Origin of the sequence: Agromyces sp. MMS24-JH15 (assembly GCF_043518605.1) — a bacterium.
Classification (GTDB): domain Bacteria; phylum Actinomycetota; class Actinomycetes; order Actinomycetales; family Microbacteriaceae; genus Agromyces.
Window position 1 is genome coordinate 88,685 of record NZ_CP171358.1, and the last position, 17,306, is coordinate 105,990.

A 17,306-nucleotide genomic window follows, 5' to 3' on the forward strand; every position below is an offset into this window, starting at 1 on the left:
CCGGGGCGGCGCGACTCGGGATTAACTGTAGCCATGACGGGTGTCATCCGAGGGGTGCTGCTGGCCGCCGGAGCGGGCTCGAGACTCGGCGCGCCGAAGGCGCTCATGCGGAACCTGGTCACGGGCGAACCGTGGATCGCGTCGGGCGTGCGGATGCTGCAGGACGCCGGATGCCACGGCGTCCTGGTCGTCCTCGGCGCCGAGGCGGATGCCGCGTTCGGGCTCGTGCCGCCGAGTGCCGAGGCCGTGGTCGCCGAGGACTGGTCGACCGGCCTGTCGGCCTCGCTCCGAACCGGACTGCGCGCCGCCGAGGCGCACTCGGGCGACGCCGTGCTCGTGAGCCTCGTCGACCTGCCCGGGCTGCCCGCCGCGGTCGGCCGTCGCGTCATCGGCCGCGTCGTGCACGGGCCCGACGACGACCTTCCGCACGCGCTCGCGCGCGCGGTGTTCGGGGGACGACCGGGGCATCCCGTGCTCATCGGGCGCGCGCACTGGCACGCGATCTCGGAGTCGATCGCGGGCGATGCCGGCGCCGGCAGCTGGCTCGCCGACCACGACGCGCTCCGGGTCGAGTGCGGCGACCTGGCCGACGGGCTCGACATCGACGCCTGACCGCCGGTCGGCCGGCGTCGCGGGCAGTCCGGCTCCGCGGGCGCCGAACGCGCGCTCAGCCCGTGGTGGCGATCGCCGCGGCGATGGTGGCGGCCAGCTGCGGGGCGGACGCCCGCGCGGCCGCGTAGTCCTCGTCGGGCAGGTAGGTCGCCGACGCCGGCGGCATCGGCGGGAACTCGACGCGCACCCAGTCGCCGGCCGCCGAGAAGTCGAGTCGGCAGGCCTGCGCGGCGTCGAGGCAGCGCAGCACGGCGCCCGGGTCGGCGCCCGGCACGTCGACGGATGCCCCGTCCGCGAGCCAGTCCGAGCGCCAGCGCTCGACGCCCCACGCCCCGCCCGCGAGGACGAACACGTGCCCGAACGCCGCGTCGCGGTCGGGGAACGCGATCGCGCACCCGATGGCGCCGGTCCGGTCGGCGGCGGTCCACTGGAGCCCGACCCCGGGACCGTCCCAGTTCTCGCCGAACCGGATCCCGTCGAGCCCGGTGATCGCGGCCACGGCCTCGTCGGCCGCGAGCGCGGCGCAGTCCGCGACCGGCGTCGCGATGCTCGGGGTCCACGCCGGTGCGGCGGACGCAGCGCGCACGCGGTCGACGAGCGGGTCCGCGACGGTCCGGAACTGCGCGAGGAGCGCGGCGTCGTCGGCGGCGGCCGTGCGGATGCCGGACACCAGGAACTCCACCCAGGCGGCGCCGACCGCCCCCTGGACCTCGCAGTACCCGGCGTCGAGGATGCAGCGCGGGCCGTGCACGTGCTCGCCGTAGGTCGGGTCTGCGCCGTACATCGCCGCGTACTCGGCCGCCTCGGCGGTCGCGTCCGGCAGGATGCGCAGGCGAACCCACTGCCGGTCGGCGCCGGAGCCCTCCCACCAGCCGGCCGCGACGCCGTTGTCCCACTCGCAGTCCGTGGCGCCGGCCTGCGCGGGCGCGGCGGTCAGCGGATCGAGCCGGGATGCGGGCGGCACCTCCGCGAGGGGCGCCGCGGCGGTGCCGACGAGCGCCTGGAGGGCGGCGACGTCGACGAGGTCCGCGCAGGCGCCCGCGAGGCGCGGCACCGGACCGGGGTCGGCGATCGGCGACGGGGACGGGGTCGCAGCGGGCGTCTCGGGCCGGTCGTCGACGCCCGGCGCGCCGGCCGCGCATCCGGCCGCGAGGAGGACGACGACGACCGCGAGCAGCGCGGGGCGGACGACGCGGGTCGGAGTCATGCGAGGACGCTATCGCGCACGGGGCATCCGGGCCCTGCGCCATGCACACCCGCGCGCGCGTGTCGCGTGCGCCGCGACCACGCTCGCCCCGGACGCGCCGAAGGGCGCCTCCCTCGCGGGAGACGCCCTTCGTTCGATCCGTCGCCTGGGCCGTGGCCCCGGGCGGGAAGCCGGACTCCTTAGAAGTCCATGCCACCGGTCGGGTCGCCGACCGGAGCCGAGACCTTCTCCGGCTTGTCCGCGACGACCGCCTCGGTCGTGAGGAACAGGCCCGCGATCGACGCGGCGTTCTGCAGCGCCGAGCGGGTCACCTTGGCCGGGTCGATGATGCCCTGCGCGAGCAGGTCGCCGTACTCGCCGGTCGCGGCGTTGAGGCCGTGGCCGTCGGGCAGCTCGGCGACCTTGTTCGCCACGACGCCCGGCTCGAGGCCCGCGTTGAGGGCGATCTGCTTGAGCGGGGCCTCGATCGCGACGCGCACGATGTTCGCACCGGTCGCCTCGTCACCCGTGAGCTCGAGCTTGGCGAACGCCTTCTTGCCGGCCTGGATGAGGGCCACGCCACCACCGGCGACGATGCCCTCCTCGACGGCGGCCTTCGCGTTGCGGACGGCGTCCTCGATGCGGTGCTTGCGCTCCTTGAGCTCGACCTCGGTGGCCGCGCCCGCCTTGATGACGGCGACGCCGCCGGCGAGCTTGGCGAGGCGCTCCTGGAGCTTCTCGCGGTCGTAGTCGGAGTCGGTGTTCTCGATCTCCTGGCGGATCTGGGCCACGCGGCCGGCGATCTGCTCGGTGTCGCCCGCGCCCTCGACGATGGTGGTCTCGTCCTTGGTGATGACGACCTTGCGAGCCTGGCCGAGGAGGTCGAGCGTGACGTTCTCGAGCTTGAGGCCGAGCTCCTCCGAGATGACCTGGCCACCGGTGAGGATGGCGATGTCCTGGAGCTGCGCCTTGCGGCGGTCGCCGAAGCCGGGGGCCTTGACGGCGACCGACTTGAAGATGCCGCGGACCTTGTTGACGATCAGGGTCGCGAGCGCCTCGCCGTCGACGTCCTCGGCGATGATCAGGAGCTGCTTGCCCGTCTGGATCACCTTGTCGACGATCGGGAGCAGGTCCTTGATGTTCGAGATCTTCGAGTTCGCGATGAGGATGTACGGGTCCTCGAACACGGCCTCCTGGCGCTCCGGGTCGGTGACGAAGTACGCCGACAGGTAGCCCTTGTCGAAGCGCATGCCCTCGGTCAGCTCGAGCTCGGTGCCGAAGGTGTTCGACTCCTCGACCGTGACGACGCCCTCCTTGCCGACCTTGTCGATCGCCTCGGCGATGATCTCGCCGATCTGGGGGTCTGCGGCCGAGATCGAGGCGGTCGCGGCGATCTCCTCCTTGGTCTCGATCTCCTTCGCGGCGAGCAGGAGCTCCTCCGAGACGGCCGCGACGGCCTTCTCGATGCCCTTCTTGAGGCTGATCGGGTCGGCGCCGGCCGCGACGTTGCGCAGGCCCTCGCGGACGAGCGCCTGGGCGAGCACGACCGAGGTGGTGGTGCCGTCGCCGGCGACGTCGTCGGTCTTCTTCGCGACCTCCTTGACGAGCTCGGCGCCGATCTTCTCGTACGGGTCGTCGAGCTCGATCTCCTTGGCGATCGACACGCCGTCATTGGTGATCGTGGGCGCGCCCCACTTCTTCTCGAGCACGACGTTGCGGCCGCGCGGGCCGAGGGTCACCTTGACCGCGTCGGCAAGCGTGTTGAGGCCGCGCTCGAGACCACGGCGGGCCTCCTCGTTGAAAGCGATGATCTTTGCCATGTGCGTCTCTCGTCCCTTCCCGGACGTCTGGAGTTCGTGGGTTAGCACTCAGATCGGATGAGTGCTAAACCGATTTTGGCACTCGGCGATCGAGAGTGCAAGTGAGCCCGACTCGCGACGACGGCGCGCAGGATGCCCCGCCCCGGGTGCGCGGACGGCGGGCGGATGCCCCGCTCAGGGCGTGAAGGCGACGGATCCGTCGTCGGGGACGAGTTCGATCCACGTGTTGCCGGGCGCCGTGAGCAGGGGCGACCCGTCGTCGGCGGTGAGCACGATCGGCGAGGGCATGTCGGCCTTGCTCCACGTGCCGTGCGCCGTCCGCCCATTCGCCGACACCCACGCCTCCCCCGTGCCGGTGAGCACGGTCTTCGGCACGTCGCCGTAGCTCCAGTCGATCGCGACGCGCATGGTCACGACGTTCGCCGCGCGGACCCGGTCGCCCGAGGCCTCCGTGTCGGGCGCGCCCTCCTGCGATCGGAGCCACGCCCGATCCGTCGCCGACCACTCCCACGACGGGAAGCGCGCGTCCGAGAAGACGAGGTCGATGTGCGAGGTCGGCGCGGCCGCGAACCGCGGGTCGGCGAGCGGATCCGTGCTGCCGAACGCGAACATCGCGGGCGGCGGCGCGAGCGTCGGGTACCGCGAGACGGCCTCGGCCGCCTTCAGGATCACGTCGTGCGGGCCTGGTCGCTCGTCGGCGCGGTGGAAGAGGCCGGTGTCGTCGTAGTCGAACACGAGGTTCGGCAGGCCCGTGGCCATCATCATCTCGACGAAGACCTCCTGCCCGCCCGAGTACGCGACGGGGCCGCCGAACGGCGTGAGGATGTCGGGATCCATCGGACGGATCGAGCGCACGGGGCCGACCTCGTCGGGGACATCCGAATGCCACACGACCGCGTACCGCGTGAGCCCGCCCTCGACGAGTTCCTCGAACACGACGTCGCTGCGGTTCAGCGCGATCTGCGGCCGCGCCTCCTCGTGGTCGTCGATCTTGACCCCGATCGAGGGATGCTGCAGCGCCGCCGGATCGGCGAGCGTGCCGCGCAACGGCGCGAACCCGATCGGGATCGGCACGGTGTCCGCCGACGGCCGCGGCTCGGGCGTCGGGGTGGGGGTCGGCAGGAACGGAACGCTGTCGCTCGTGCAGCCCACGAGCGCGGATGCCCCGAGCGCGAGCAGGATCGCGGCGAGACGACGCCGTTCCGTGCCAGTGCCCCCGCGCGACATGGCGCCATGGTAGCCAGCGCGGCGGGTCGGGCCGCGCGCCACGCGGGCGGAGGAGCCCCCGAATACGCGGGGACGGCCCCGGAGACGGCGAACGCGCCGCCCGGAGGGACCGGGCGGCGCGTTCGAGCTCATCTGCTCAGGCCATCACTCAGGCCAGGCGGACCGACTCCGCCTGCGGGCCCTTGGAACCGGTGCCGACCTCGAAGACGACCTGCTGGCCCTCCTCGAGCACCTTGTATCCGGCCATGTCGATCGCCGAGTAGTGGACGAAGACGTCCTGGCCCCCGCCGTCGACCGTGATGAAGCCGTAGCCCTTCTCAGCGTTGAACCACTTGACGGTTCCGTTCGCCATCTGTTGCTCCCATGTTGCAATTCCGTCAGCACGTGCCTGTTGCCAGTACCGGGCCCCCAAATTCGTGCTGCGGATGCCGGAGCAACCGTTTCCCACCGGATCGAGCGACCGATTCCATTTAGGTATGCGGCGGCCTCCGTGTGCAAGTACTGTGACGCAACGAATTGTCGCAGAATGGCAACGATTGGACGCGGATCAGCCGCCGGTGGCCGCTGCGTAGTCGGAAGCCACCACCACGACGATCGGCGTCTCGAACTGCGCGAACTTCTCGTCGAGCCGGATCTCGGCCTCCGGCAGCGCGGCGGCGACGCCGCGCGCGGCACCCTCGAGCTCGGGGGCCGTGTAGTAGACGTAGGTCTCCTCGAGGTCGTTCTCGCTCGCGTTCGCGACCGTCGAGACCGGGATCCCGGCGGCCACGAGCTGCTCCTGGGCCCGCGCGGCCAGCCCCGGCACCGTCGTCGCGTTCAGGATCGTGACCGGGACATCCGGTGCGACCGTCGGCTCGGCGGTGACGACCGGCTCGGGCGCCGCCGTCTGCTCGGTCGCCTTCTCGGCTTCGCCGTTGATGACGCCGATCCACGCGATGCCCGCGCCCACGACGAGCGCGGTCACGAGCGCGGCCACGCCGAACCAGATCCATCCGCCGCCGCGACGCGCGGGTGCGCGGTGGGAGCCGATGCGCTCGATGCCGTGCGGGACGGAGTCGAATCGGTCGCGTGGGAACTTCTGCGCCATGGTGTCCAGTCGTGGTCGGGGCCGGTGCTCAGTCGAGCGGCCGGCCGAGGCTGAGGGTGCGCGCCGCGCGCGCCGTGCGGCGGGCGTCGCGCAGCCGGAGCAGTCGCTTGACGAGCATCGGATCGTGCCGGAGTGCCTCGGGCGACTCGATCAGCTCGCCGAGGATCCGATGGTAGCGGGGAGCCGAGAGGCCGAACTCCCCCCGGATCGCGTCGGCCTTCGCACGTTCGTCCCGGAAGGCCCGCGCCTCGAACGCGAGGATGCGGCGCGCGCGCTCGTCGAGCGCACCGTCGGCACGGACGTCACCTGCGGCCCTGGCCGGGTCGGCCGACGGCTGCGGTATCGCGTCCATGTCACCTCCTCGCGCGGGCGGATGCCCCGCCCGACCACATCCTAGGCATCGGCGCGCTGGGAACCCGCCGAGCCGCCGGGGTGTCGACCGCCGCGCCTCGCGCCGTCGCGGGCCCGAGTGCGCCGGACGGGGAACACGACGCCTCCCGGCGACGTTCAGGAACTTGGCACTAGGCTCGCATGGCCGCGAGCCGCGACGGCCGCAGGCCGAGAGAGGGAGCATCCGATGTCCTACCGCGTGGAGAAGTCCGACGACCAGTGGCGGGCCGAGCTCGACGCCGAGCAGTACGCGGTCCTGCGCGAGGCGGCGACCGAGCGCCCGTGGACCGGCGAGCTGCTCGACGAGGAGCGCGCCGGGATCTACACGTGCGCCGCGTGCGACGCCGAGCTGTTCAAGAGCGGCACCAAGTTCGACTCCGGCTGCGGCTGGCCGAGCTTCTACGAGTCGGTCCGGCCCGAGGCCGTCCAGCTCATCGAGGACACCACGCTCGGGATGGTCCGCACCGAGGTCCGCTGCGCGGCCTGCGGCTCGCACCTCGGCCACGTCTTCCCCGACGGGTTCGGCACGCCGACGGGCGACCGCTACTGCATGAACTCGATCGCGCTCGGCTTCTCGCCCGAGGCCTGACGCGTGGCATCCGCTCGCGAGGCGGCGCTCGCGCGCCGGTCGTCGCCGAAGGTGACGGATGCCTCGCCCGACGATGCCGAGCTCGCCGACCTGGTCGAGGCGGCGGCCCGCGTCGCGGACCACGCCGCGCTCGCCCCGTGGCGGGTGGTCGCGTTGCGCGGCGCCGCGCGCGAGCGCCTCGGCGCCGCACTCGCCGAGGCATCCGGGCTCGAGGGCGTCGCGGCCGACAAGCTCGCCGCCAAGCCGCTCCGCGCACCGCTGCTCGTGGCGATCGTCGCGCGCGTCGCCGAGCACCCCAAGGTGCCGGCCTGGGAGCAGGAGGCCGTCGCCGCGGGCGTCGGGCACCTGCTCAGCCTGCTGCTCGACGACGCCGGCTGGGGCGTGATGTGGCGTACCGGCCCGTACACCCGGCACCCCGAGGTCGCGGCCGTGCACGGACTCGCCGAAGGCGAGCATCTGCTGGGCTGGCTCTACGTCGGCGGGCGTCCCGGCGACGAGCGGCGCGAGCGCCGCGGCGCTCCGGTCGCGGCCGGGCGACTGCTGGTCCTGTCCTGAGTCAGCGGGCCGCGTCGTCGACGGCGGCCGGCTCCCCCGGGCGGGACGGATGCCCCGTGCCCGCCGGCTCCGTCCGGCGCCGTGCGCTGCGGGGCCGACGGCCCCGCGGCGGCATGCTCGCGACGGCGACCGCGGCGAATGCGAGGAGCGCGCCGCCGACGGTCGCGAACTCGACCGCGCCCGAGCCGGTCGGCAGCACGAGGTCGAGCACGAGCGCGGCGGCGAGCTGTCCCGCCACGCCCGCGAGCGCGAGCACGAGCACGCCGATCGTACGCACGACGAAGGCCTGCGCGGCGATGAAGAGGCAGCCGAGCGCGCCTCCGACGTAGAGCCACGGCTCGGCGGGCATCGAGGCGGGCAGGCCGACGACCGCCGCGTGCACGACCAGCACCGCCACGAGCGCGGCCGTGCCGACGGCGAAGTTCACGACCGTGGACGTGAGCGCGCTCCCGGCCGCCGCCTTGACCCGGCCGTTGACGGCCTGCTGCCACGCGACCACGAGGCCCGCCGAGAACGGCAGCACGACGAGCCAGAGGTCGATCGCGTGCGCGACCTGCACCGACATCGCCCACCCGATCGCCGCGAGCGCGAGCAGGGCGCCGACGACGCGCGTCGCCGTCACGGGGCGACGTCCGCCCGGGCCGACGCCGAGCACGTCGAACGCCAGCCCGCCCAGGGTCTGGCCCGCCACGATCGCGACCGTGAAGACCGCGACCCCGACGACCGCGGCGGTGAGCGTCTGCGTCGTCACGAACCACGCGCCCGCGAGTCCGCCGAGGAGCATCCACCAGCGCAGGTCCCCGCGGGCCAGGGCCCGACGCACCTCGGCGAAGCCGACGCGACCGGGCCGCCAGACGGCGAGCACGACGAGCAGGATCACGAGCCCCGAGCCGAACGACACCGCGGCGGCGACCGTCGAGTCGCCGGCGCGCGCGGCCAACTGCCCGTTGATGCGCGACTGGATCGCGGTGAGGACGCCGGCTCCGACGGCGATCGCGACGGCGGCCCACACCGGGATGGCCCGCGACGCGGGTCCGTGCTCGAGGTTCATCGAGCCGACTGCGGGACTCGAACCCGCAACCCCCGTATTACAAGTACGGTGCGCTACCGATTGCGCCAAGCCGGCCTGGGGATGCCGAGCATCTCCCGGGACATCCTAGTCGCAGCGACGGAGCGGGCCCGGCCGAGGCCGGACCCGCTCCGTCGTGCGAATCGTCGCGCTACTGCGCCGGTGCCGGCGTGGGCGTGGGCGTCGGCGTGGCCTCGGTGAAGCTCTCGCTCGCGGCCTGGGTCACGAAGGCCTGGAACTCGCTCGCGTCGGTGAGCGAGCCCTGGTACTGCTTGCCGTTCACGATGACGGTCGGCGTGCCGGTGACGGCCTGCAGGTCGGAGTTCGGGACCGGCTGCGTGAGCGCGCGGGTCGTGGCAGCCTCGACCCAGCCCTTGAACCGGCGGTCGTCGATGCAGGCCCGGACCTCGGAGAGCGAGCCGGCGCCCGCCTCCTCGGCGTAGCCCTTGAGCTGGTCGTCGGTGAGGCCCGTCGAGCCCTCCTCCGGCTGGTTCTCGAAGAGCAGCCCGTTGAAGTCGAAGAACGCGTTCGGCGAGAGGTCGGCGACGCAGGCCGCCGCGTTCGCCGCGCGCATCGAGTACTGCGTGCCGGCCGACTTGTTCGTGAGGATCGCGATCGGGTGGATCTCGAGCGTCGCGGCACCGGACTCGACCATCGCCTGGATGGTCTCGTTGTTCGTCGTCTCGAACTGGCCGCAGTAGGGGCACAGGTAGTCGATGTACGTGACGATGTTCGCGACGTTGCCGCTGTCGTCCTGCACGGTGGGCGTCGGGTCCTCGCCGTCGTCGAGCGCGGGCGTCTCGACGGCCGTGATCGCGCCGTCCACGCCGGTGAGCACGATGCCGTCGCTCGCCATGTTGCGCGGCCCCGGGCCCGCGGGCTTCACGCCCTGGTAGATCAGCACGCCCACGATGGCCACGACGGCCAGCACGGCGACGATGATCCCGCCCTGGATCAGGATCTTGTTGCGGCGCTCCCGCTTCTTCTGCTCCTCGCGGAGGATCCTGGCCTTCTCACGGGCGGCGTCGCGTCGCTCGTTGCGGGTGGGACGTGGCTGGATGGAGCCGTTGGTCATCGATGATCACTCCGGGTCGCTGTGTGGGCGCGCGCTCGGTGCATGCGAGCGCTCACACGATAGTAGGGACGATGGCTGGGAAACAGCCAAAGCCCTCGAGACGGGCCGAACTGGTCGCCCCGCGAGGCATCCTGCCCCGATTTGCACGTCCCGGTGCGCGTGCGATACTGAGTGGGCGCCAATGGCGGCGCATTCATCCATTCACTACGGATCGTCCGGCACGTACCTGCCGGTGAAGGAGAACAGAACCATGGCATCAGTCACGTTCGACAAGGCCACCCGCCTGTACCCGGGCGGCACCCGTCCGGCCGTCGACGCGCTCGACCTCGAGGTCGCGGACGGCGAGTTCCTCGTCCTCGTCGGCCCCTCCGGCTGCGGCAAGTCCACGTCGCTCCGCATGCTCGCGGGCCTCGAAGAGGTCAACGACGGCAACATCTTCATCGGCGAGCGCAACGTCACCGACGTCCCGCCGAAGGACCGCGACATCGCCATGGTCTTCCAGAACTACGCGCTGTACCCGCACATGACCGTCGCCGAGAACATGGGCTTCGCGCTCAAGATCGCCGGCGTCGGCAAGGACGAGCGCGCCGCCCGCGTCCTCGAGGCCGCGAAGCTCCTCGACCTCGAGCCCTACCTGAACCGCAAGCCGAAGGCGCTCTCGGGCGGCCAGCGTCAGCGCGTCGCGATGGGCCGCGCGATCGTGCGCCAGCCGCAGGTGTTCCTCATGGACGAGCCGCTGTCGAACCTCGACGCCAAGCTCCGCGTCCAGACCCGCACCCAGATCGCGTCGCTCCAGCGCCGCCTCGGCGTCACCACGGTCTACGTCACCCACGACCAGACCGAGGCCCTCACCATGGGCGACCGGATCGCGGTCCTCAAGGACGGCGTGCTCCAGCAGGTCGGCACCCCGCGCGACCTGTACGAGCAGCCGAAGAACGTCTTCGTCGCCGGCTTCATCGGCTCGCCCGCGATGAACCTGTTTCACGCCGACCTCGTCGACGGTGGCGTCAAGTTCGGCACCTCGATCGTCCCGGTCGACCGCGACACCCTCGCCGACACGACCGGCAAGGTCGCGACCATCGGCGTGCGCCCCGAGGACATCGTGGTCTCCACGACCCGCGGCGAGGGCCTCGAGGTCGTCGTCGACCTGGTCGAGGAGCTCGGCGCCGACGGCTACCTCTACGGCCACTCGGAGATCGAGGGCAAGCGCACCGACATCGTCGCGCGCGTCGACGGCCGCACCCACCCGTTCGCGGGCGACACGGTGTTCCTCACCGCGACGCCGAACCACGTGCACGTGTTCGACGCCGAGTCGGGTGAGCGCCTCATCAAGCAGGCGATCGTCCACTGATCCGCACCTTCGTGACGGCGATGCCGGTCGGGCCCAGCCCGGCCGGCATCGCCGTTCCCGGCTACGCTGGCACCATATGAGCGGCTCCCTCTCCATCACGTCGGCCACGGCCGATCCCGCCCTCCTCGACCTCCCGTGGCACCTGCCGCTCGAGGCGTGGCCGAGCGAGACCATCGCCGCCCTGCCCAAGGGCATCTCGCGGCACCTCGTGCGATTCGCGCACCTCTCCGGCCACGTCGTGGCGATCAAGGAGACGACCGCCGAGATGGCGCGCGGCGAGTACGAGATGCTGCGCGCGCTCCAGCGGCTCGAGATCCCGTGCGTCGAACCGGTCGCGGTGATCACGAACCGCACCGACGCCGACGGCGACGAGCTCAAGCCCGTGCTCGTGACCCGGCACCTGCGCTTCTCGCTCCCCTACCGCGCGCTGTTCTCCCAGACCCTCCGCCCCGACACCGCGACGCGGTTGACCGACGCACTCGCGGTCCTGCTCGTCCGGCTCCACATCGTCGGATTCTTCTGGGGCGACGTGTCGCTGTCGAACACGCTGTTCCGCCGCGACGCCGGCGCGTTCGCCGCCTACCTCGTGGACGCCGAGACCGGCAAGCTCTACGAGCGCGGGCTGTCGAACGGCCAGCGCGAGAACGACCTCGAGATCGCGCGCGTGAACATCGCCGGCGAGCTGCTCGACCTCGAGGCGGGCGGTCGCGTCGCCGACGAGCTCGACCCCGTCCGGATCTCGAACGGCATCGTCGACGCCTACCGCAACCTCTGGAGCGAGCTGACCGGCTCGGAATCCTTCGCGAGCACCGAGCGCTGGCGCATCGCCCAGCGGGTCCAGCGGCTGAACGACCTCGGCTTCGACATCGAGGAGCTCGCGATCCGGACGGACGACTCGGGCACCAAGGTCCGGATCCAGCCCAAGGTCGTCGACGCCGGCCACCACCAGCGGCGGCTGCTCCGCCTGACCGGGCTCGACGCGGGCGAGAACCAGGCTCGCCGCCTGCTCAACGACCTCGACTCGTACCGCGCGGCCTACCGGAAGCAGGACCTCGACGAGGAGATGGTCGCGCACGAGTGGCTGCTCCGGGTGTTCGAGCCCGTCGTGCGGGCCATCCCGGTCGAGCTCCGGCGCAAGCTCGAACCCGCGGAGGTGTTCCACGAGCTCCTCGAGCACCGCTGGTTCCTCGCCCAGCGGGCCGGCCGCGACGTGCCGCTCGCCGAGTCCCTCACGAGCTACGTGAGCGAGGTGCTGCGGCACCGTCGCGACGAGGCGACGGTGATCGGCCCGCCCACCGAGGCGATCACCTCGGCGCTGCCGGTCGTCGCGCCGGACACGGCCGAGATCGCGACGGTCGATCCCGACGACGAGGGCGACTGGCGCCTCAAGGTCTGAACGCACGAGGTCTGAACGCGCGCCCGGCGCGCGGCTCGCGCCGCGCCGCCGGGCGCGTGGGGGTTCAGGCCCCCGCGCGGAGCCTCGAGACCTCGTAGAGCGTCACGGACGCGGCGATGCCGGCGTTCAACGACTCGGTCGCCGACGAGATCGGGATCGACACGATGGCGTCGCAGGTCTCGGTCACGAGGCGCGAGAGCCCCTTGCCCTCGGACCCCACGACGACCACGATCGGGCGATCGGCGAACGAGAGCCCGGGCAGCGAGGTGTCGCCGTCGCCGTCGAGGCCCAGGACGAACACGCCACGCTCCTTCAGCGCCTTCAGCGTCTGCGTGAGGTTGGGAGCCATGGCGACCGGGAGCCGCGCCGCGGCACCCGCCGACGTCTTCCACGCCGAGGCGGTCACGCCGACGCTGCGCCGCTGCGGCACGATCACGCCGTGACCGCCGAAGGCGGCGGTCGAGCGGATGATCGCACCGAGGTTGCGCGGGTCGGTGATGCCGTCGAGGGCCACGAGCAGCGGAACCTCGCCGGACTCGAGCACCTCGTCGAGCAGTTCGAGCGGGTGCGCGTACTCGTACGGCGGCACCTTCAGCGCGATGCCCTGGTGCACCCCGCCCTCGCCGGCGAGCCGGTCGAGCTCGGGCCGCATGACCTCGAGGATCGGGATGCCGCGGTTGGTGGCGAGCTTGGTCGCCTCCTTCACCCGGTCGTCGATCTCGATCCGCGCCGCGAGGTAGAGCGTCGTCGCCGGCACGCGCGTGCGCAGCGCCTCGACGACCGCGTTGCGGCCCGTCACGATCTCGGTCTCATCCCCCGCGCGAGCGCGCTGCGACGCACCGGACGCCCCGCGCGGCGCGCCCTGGCGCTGCCCCGCGACGGACTTCTGCCCGGGCTTGCCCTTGCCGCCCGCGGCGCGGTACCGGTCCTCGGCCGCCTTGCGCTTCCCCGCCGGGTGCCACGCGCGATCCTCGGCCTTCGGGGTCGGCCCCTTGCCCTCGAGCGACTTGCGCCCGTGGCCCCCGGTGCCGACCTGCTTCCCCTTGCCGCCCTTGCGGACGGCGCCGCTGCGCGGCTTGCCGCTGCTGCCCTTCATGAGACGAGGCTCCAATGCGTTCCGGTCTGGCTGTCTTCGATGGTGATGCCGGCCGAGGCGAGCTCGGCGCGGATCAGGTCGGCCGCGGCCCAGTCCTTCGACTCGCGCGCGGCCCGTCGGTCGGCGATGAGGCGGTCGACGAGCACGCCGAGCGCGGATGCCGCGGGGCCGGCGTCGGCCGCGGCCCACTGCGGGTCGCGCGGGTCGATGCCGAGGACGCCCACCATGGCCGCGACCTGCCCGTGCGCTTCGGCGGCGCTGTGCAGCTCCTCGGCGTCGAGCGCCTGGTTGCCGGCGCGGATCACGTCGTGCAGGACGGCGAGCGCCTGCGGCACGCCGAGGTCGTCGTCCATCGCGGCCGCGAAGGCGTCGGGCACGACGGGCGCGCCGACGCCCGCGAACCTGGTGCCCGCGAGTCGACGTTCGACGCGCGAGAGGAAGGCGCGGATGCGGTCGACGGTGGCCTCCGCCTCGGCGAGGGACTCCGGCGAGTAGTCGAGCGTCGACCGGTAGTGGGCCGAGCCGAGCAGGTAGCGGATCGCGAGCGGCGAGGCGAGCTCCAGGAGCTGGGCGGCGTACACCGAGTTGCCGAGCGACTTCGACATCTTCTGCCCGTTCACGTGCACGAGGCCGTTGTGCACCCAGTAGGACGCGAAGCCGAGCCCGGCCGCGCTCGACTGTGCGAGCTCGTTCTCGTGGTGCGGGAAGCGCAGGTCGAGCCCGCCGCCGTGGATGTCGAACGCGCCGCCGAGGTACCGCCGCGACATGGCCGAGCACTCGATGTGCCACCCGGGGCGGCCGTCGCCCCACGGCGACGGCCACGACGCGGACTCGGGTTCGGCGGCCTTCCGGCCCTTCCAGAGGGCGAAGTCGCGCGGGTCGCGCTTGCCGCGCGGATCGGCGTCGGGCGCGGGTTCCATGCGATCGCGCGACTGGCGCGTGAGCTCGCCGTAGACGGCCCAGCTCGCGGTGTCGAAGTAGACGTCGCCCGAGGCATCCGGAGCGGGGTAGGCGTGGCCTCGCTCGATGAGCGAGCCGATGAGCTCGAGCATCTGCATGACGCTCGCCGTCGCCCGGGGCTCGTAGGTGGGCGGCAGGATCCCGAGCGCGCGATACCCCGCGGTGAACTCGAGTTCGACGCGGTACGCGAGCGCCCACCACTCCTCGCCCGTCGCGGCCTCGAGGATCTTGTCGTCGATGTCGGTGACGTTCCGCACGAAGGTCACGTCGTACCCGCGGTACGCGAGCCACCGTCGGAGCTGGTCGTAGGCGAGCGCGCTGCGGAGATGCCCGATATGCGGGCTCGACTGCACGGTCGGCCCGCAGACGTACATGCCGACGCGCCCCTCGGCGAGGGGGACGAAGTCGCGCAGCGCCTGGGCCCGGGTGTCGTACAGTCGGAGGCTCACTCGTCCAGCCTACCGGCGGCGTGCCGCGACCCGCGGCGGCGGGCGGGCGACGTGGTCGGGTTCGCCCAGTGGCCGGGACGCGACCCGGCGGGCCGCCTCAGCGGCCGGGGAGCGGGATGACGATCGCGGTGGCGATCGCCGCGACGCCCTCGCCTCGCCCGGTGAGGCCGAGCGCGTCGCTCGTCGTGCCCGCGACGCTCACCGGCGCGCCGAGCGCGGCCGACAGGACGGCCTCGGCCTCGGCGCGGCGCGGCGCGAGCTTCGGCCGGTTGCCGACGATCTGCACGCTGGCATTCCCGATCCGGAATCCGGCTCGTTCGACGAGGTCGCGCGCGCGCTCGAGGAACACGACTCCGTGGGCCCCCGCGAGCGCGGGGTCGTCGGTGCCGAAGCTGCCGCCGATGTCGCCGAGTCCGGCCGCGGCGAGCACCGCGTCGACGATGGCGTGGGCGGCCGCGTCGCCGTCGCTGTGGCCGCTGAGCCCGTGGCCGCCCGGCCACTCGAGCCCGGCGAGGCGCATGGGCGTGGCGGGGTCGTCGCTGTAGGCGTGTACGTCGACGCCGGTCCCGACCCGTGGGAGCGGGGTCTCGCCGCCGCCCGCGCGCTCCTCGACCAGCCGCTCGGCGCGGGCGAGGTCGCTCGGGACGGTGACCTTGAAGGCGCGCGCGTCGCCCGGCACGACGTCGACCGGGATCCCGGCGGCGGCTGCGATCGAGGCGTCGTCCGTGTGCTCGCCGACCGCCTCGACATAGGCGCGTTCGAGCGCCTCGCGCGGGAAGCCCTGCGGCGTCTGCACGGCCTTGAGCGTGGAGCGGTCGACCGTGTCGAGCACGCGCCCGCCTCCCCCGACGCGCTTGACGGTGTCGACGACGTCGAGCGCGGGGACGATGCCGTGCCCGCGCGATCGGACGGCCGCGACGACCTCGTCGAACAGCAGCGCCGGCGTGAGCGGTCGTGCGGCGTCGTGCACGAGGACGGTGTCGACCAGGTGCGGGAGCACGGCGATGCCCTTGGCGACGGAGTCCTGCCGCGTGGTCCCGCCGTCGACGACGTCGAGCGGCGCGCCGACGCGGTCGGCGACCGGGCCGAAGACGGCGCGCGCCTCGTCGACGCGGTCGGCCGGGACCACGAGCACGAGGTGCGGGATCTCGCGCATGCCGAGGATGGAATCGACCGCGGTCGACAGGATGGTGCCGTCGCCGAGCGGCACGAACGCCTTCGGCTCGGGATGCCCGAGCCGAAGGCCGCTGCCGGCTGCGACGACGATGACGGCGACGGTCGATGCGTTCACGGCATCGAGCGTAGCGCCGGGATCAGGACACCGGGATCAGGACGCGAGGACCTCGTCGAGACGCTCCGACGCCTGCTCCTCGTCGGTCTTCTCGGCGAGCGCGAGCTCCGAGATCAGGATCTGCCGCGCCTTCGCCAGCATGCGCTTCTCGCCCGCGGACAGGCCGCGGTCCTGGTCGCGGCGCCAGAGGTCGCGAACGACCTCGGAGACCTTGATGACGTCGCCGGAAGCCAGCTTCTCCAGGTTCGCCTTGTACCGACGCGACCAGTTGGTCGGCTCCTCGGTGAAGGGCGCGCGGAGCACGTCGAAGACGCGGTCCAGGCCCTCCTTGCCGATGACGTCGCGAACGCCGACCAGGTCGACATTCTCAGCCGGGACCTCGATGACGAGGTCTCCCTGCGTGACGTTCAGCTTGAGGTACAGCTTCTCTTCGCCCTTGATGACGCGCGTCTTCACTTCGACGATCGTTGCGGCTCCGTGGTGGGGGTACACAACGGTCTCGCCAACCTCAAATTGCATGAATGGTAGTCCTTTCGGCAACTTTCAGGATATCACACAGCCCACCTGCTAAGGTTTTGCGCCCACGTTCCGGGGTTGGCCATGCGCTAAACTCATCACGTTTCCCGCGTGCGCCCCGGAACCCTCCGGCTCGGCGCACGTGCACGTACTTGGAGGTTCTGTGAAGGTGCGTCTCGCGGCATCCGCTGCACTGGCACTGGCCATCGTCGTCGGCGGCACCGGGTGTGCGATGGTGACCTACCAGGCCACGACCGAGAAGTACGACGCGAGCGACGGCGTCTCGGCCGACGTCGGCGCGCTGAAGCTGCGGAACGTGCTCCTGGTCATGGAGGAGGGCGGCGACGAGGCATCCCTCGTCTTCACCGTCTCGAACACCGGCGACGACGACCTCGAACTCGAGCTCGGCCTCGCCGACGGCGACACCCAGACGGTCGACGTCGACGCGCACAGCCAGCTCGTCTTCGGCGGCGACGGCGACGACGAGGAGCCGCTCGTGATCGAGGACATCGACGCGGGGCCCGGCGAGCTCGCCACGCTCTACTTCTCGGTCTCCGGCGCCGAGGGCGTCGAGGTCGGCACGCCGATCCTCGACGGGCGCCTCCCCGAGTACTCCGACCTCGTCCCGTAAGCGGCG

Annotated in this window: 18 protein-coding genes and 1 tRNA gene; 6 read left to right on the plus strand and 13 right to left on the minus strand. The window is 72.5% G+C overall.

Features of this window, described 5'->3' with window-relative positions:
- The first annotated feature begins 33 nt into the window (after positions 1–33).
- Positions 34–612, plus strand: coding sequence for an NTP transferase domain-containing protein (locus tag ACDF64_RS00425; RefSeq protein ID WP_394552826.1), 579 nt, complete (start codon positions 34–36; stop codon positions 610–612).
- Positions 613–667: 55 nt separating this feature from the next.
- On the opposite strand, the gene ACDF64_RS00430 is transcribed toward ACDF64_RS00425, so the two are convergent.
- The 6 genes from ACDF64_RS00430 to ACDF64_RS00455 form a co-directional block, all read right to left on the minus strand.
- Positions 668–1,819 carry a hypothetical protein gene (locus ACDF64_RS00430; RefSeq protein ID WP_394552827.1) on the minus strand — a complete coding sequence of 384 codons (1,152 nt, stop codon included), beginning with the start codon at positions 1,817–1,819 and terminating at the stop codon, positions 668–670.
- A gap of 179 nt (positions 1,820–1,998) precedes the next feature.
- Entirely contained in the window at positions 1,999–3,618 is a 1,620-nt protein-coding gene (groL, locus tag ACDF64_RS00435) for a chaperonin GroEL (RefSeq protein ID WP_394552828.1), read from the minus strand.
- Positions 3,619–3,792: 174 nt separating this feature from the next.
- Entirely contained in the window at positions 3,793–4,845 is a 1,053-nt protein-coding gene (locus ACDF64_RS00440; RefSeq protein ID WP_394552829.1) for a DUF3048 domain-containing protein, read from the minus strand.
- 148 nt (positions 4,846–4,993) lie between these two features.
- Positions 4,994–5,197, minus strand: a complete 204-nt coding sequence (locus tag ACDF64_RS00445) for a cold-shock protein (protein WP_171703748.1) — start codon at positions 5,195–5,197, stop codon at positions 4,994–4,996.
- A 195-nt stretch (positions 5,198–5,392) separates the two neighbouring features.
- Positions 5,393–5,932: a LytR C-terminal domain-containing protein gene (locus tag ACDF64_RS00450; protein WP_394552830.1), complete on the minus strand. Its 540-nt coding sequence runs from the start codon at positions 5,930–5,932 to the stop codon at positions 5,393–5,395.
- 28 nt (positions 5,933–5,960) lie between these two features.
- A complete protein-coding gene (locus ACDF64_RS00455; protein WP_394552831.1) occupies positions 5,961–6,284 on the minus strand; it encodes a DUF3263 domain-containing protein in 324 nt (107 codons plus the stop codon).
- Between the two features lie 225 nt (positions 6,285–6,509).
- Here ACDF64_RS00455 and msrB point away from each other — a divergent pair, with 225 nt between their 5' ends.
- Together msrB and ACDF64_RS00465 are read left to right on the plus strand one after the other, a co-directional pair.
- Positions 6,510–6,911 (plus strand): peptide-methionine (R)-S-oxide reductase MsrB, encoded by a 402-nt coding sequence (msrB, locus tag ACDF64_RS00460; RefSeq protein WP_394552832.1) that lies wholly within the window; start codon positions 6,510–6,512, stop codon positions 6,909–6,911.
- Positions 6,912–6,914: 3 nt separating this feature from the next.
- The gene (locus ACDF64_RS00465) at positions 6,915–7,466 is read left to right on the plus strand and encodes a nitroreductase family protein (protein WP_394552833.1); all 552 of its coding nucleotides are present in this window, start codon (positions 6,915–6,917) and stop codon (positions 7,464–7,466) included.
- Position 7,467: 1 nt separating this feature from the next.
- Here the strand turns inward: ACDF64_RS00465 and ACDF64_RS00470 are convergent, their stop codons facing one another.
- The 3 genes from ACDF64_RS00470 to ACDF64_RS00480 form a co-directional block, all read right to left on the minus strand.
- Positions 7,468–8,517, minus strand: a complete 1,050-nt coding sequence (locus ACDF64_RS00470; RefSeq protein WP_394552834.1) for a DMT family transporter — start codon at positions 8,515–8,517, stop codon at positions 7,468–7,470.
- A 2-nt stretch (positions 8,518–8,519) separates the two neighbouring features.
- Positions 8,520–8,592 (minus strand) — tRNA-Thr (locus ACDF64_RS00475).
- A gap of 94 nt (positions 8,593–8,686) precedes the next feature.
- A complete protein-coding gene (locus ACDF64_RS00480; protein WP_394552835.1) occupies positions 8,687–9,610 on the minus strand; it encodes a DsbA family protein in 924 nt (307 codons plus the stop codon).
- A gap of 250 nt (positions 9,611–9,860) precedes the next feature.
- On the opposite strand from ACDF64_RS00480, the gene ACDF64_RS00485 reads away from it, so the two are divergent.
- Complete coding sequence (locus ACDF64_RS00485; protein WP_394552836.1) at positions 9,861–10,961, plus strand: ABC transporter ATP-binding protein; 1,101 nt, start codon at positions 9,861–9,863, stop codon at positions 10,959–10,961.
- Between the two features lie 76 nt (positions 10,962–11,037).
- Complete coding sequence (locus ACDF64_RS00490; RefSeq protein ID WP_394552837.1) at positions 11,038–12,357, plus strand: DUF4032 domain-containing protein; 1,320 nt, start codon at positions 11,038–11,040, stop codon at positions 12,355–12,357.
- Positions 12,358–12,421: 64 nt separating this feature from the next.
- Here the strand turns inward: ACDF64_RS00490 and rlmB are convergent, their stop codons facing one another.
- The 4 genes from rlmB to ACDF64_RS00510 form a co-directional block, all read right to left on the minus strand.
- A complete protein-coding gene (rlmB, locus tag ACDF64_RS00495; RefSeq protein WP_394552838.1) occupies positions 12,422–13,453 on the minus strand; it encodes a 23S rRNA (guanosine(2251)-2'-O)-methyltransferase RlmB in 1,032 nt (343 codons plus the stop codon).
- On the minus strand, positions 13,450–14,862 hold the full coding sequence (gene cysS / locus ACDF64_RS00500) for a cysteine--tRNA ligase (protein ID WP_394552839.1): 1,413 nt from the start codon (positions 14,860–14,862) through the stop codon (positions 13,450–13,452). Before cysS ends, rlmB begins: the two co-directional genes overlap by 4 nt.
- Before the next feature lie 97 nt (positions 14,863–14,959).
- Positions 14,960–16,153: a 2-C-methyl-D-erythritol 4-phosphate cytidylyltransferase gene (ispD, locus tag ACDF64_RS00505; protein WP_394552840.1), complete on the minus strand. Its 1,194-nt coding sequence runs from the start codon at positions 16,151–16,153 to the stop codon at positions 14,960–14,962.
- Between the two features lie 36 nt (positions 16,154–16,189).
- Complete coding sequence (locus ACDF64_RS00510) at positions 16,190–16,672, minus strand: CarD family transcriptional regulator (protein ID WP_394552841.1); 483 nt, start codon at positions 16,670–16,672, stop codon at positions 16,190–16,192.
- A gap of 160 nt (positions 16,673–16,832) precedes the next feature.
- Between ACDF64_RS00510 and ACDF64_RS00515 the strand changes: the two genes are divergently transcribed.
- On the plus strand, positions 16,833–17,300 hold the full coding sequence (locus ACDF64_RS00515; protein ID WP_394552842.1) for a DNA modification methylase: 468 nt from the start codon (positions 16,833–16,835) through the stop codon (positions 17,298–17,300).
- Positions 17,301–17,306: the final 6 nt, after the last annotated feature.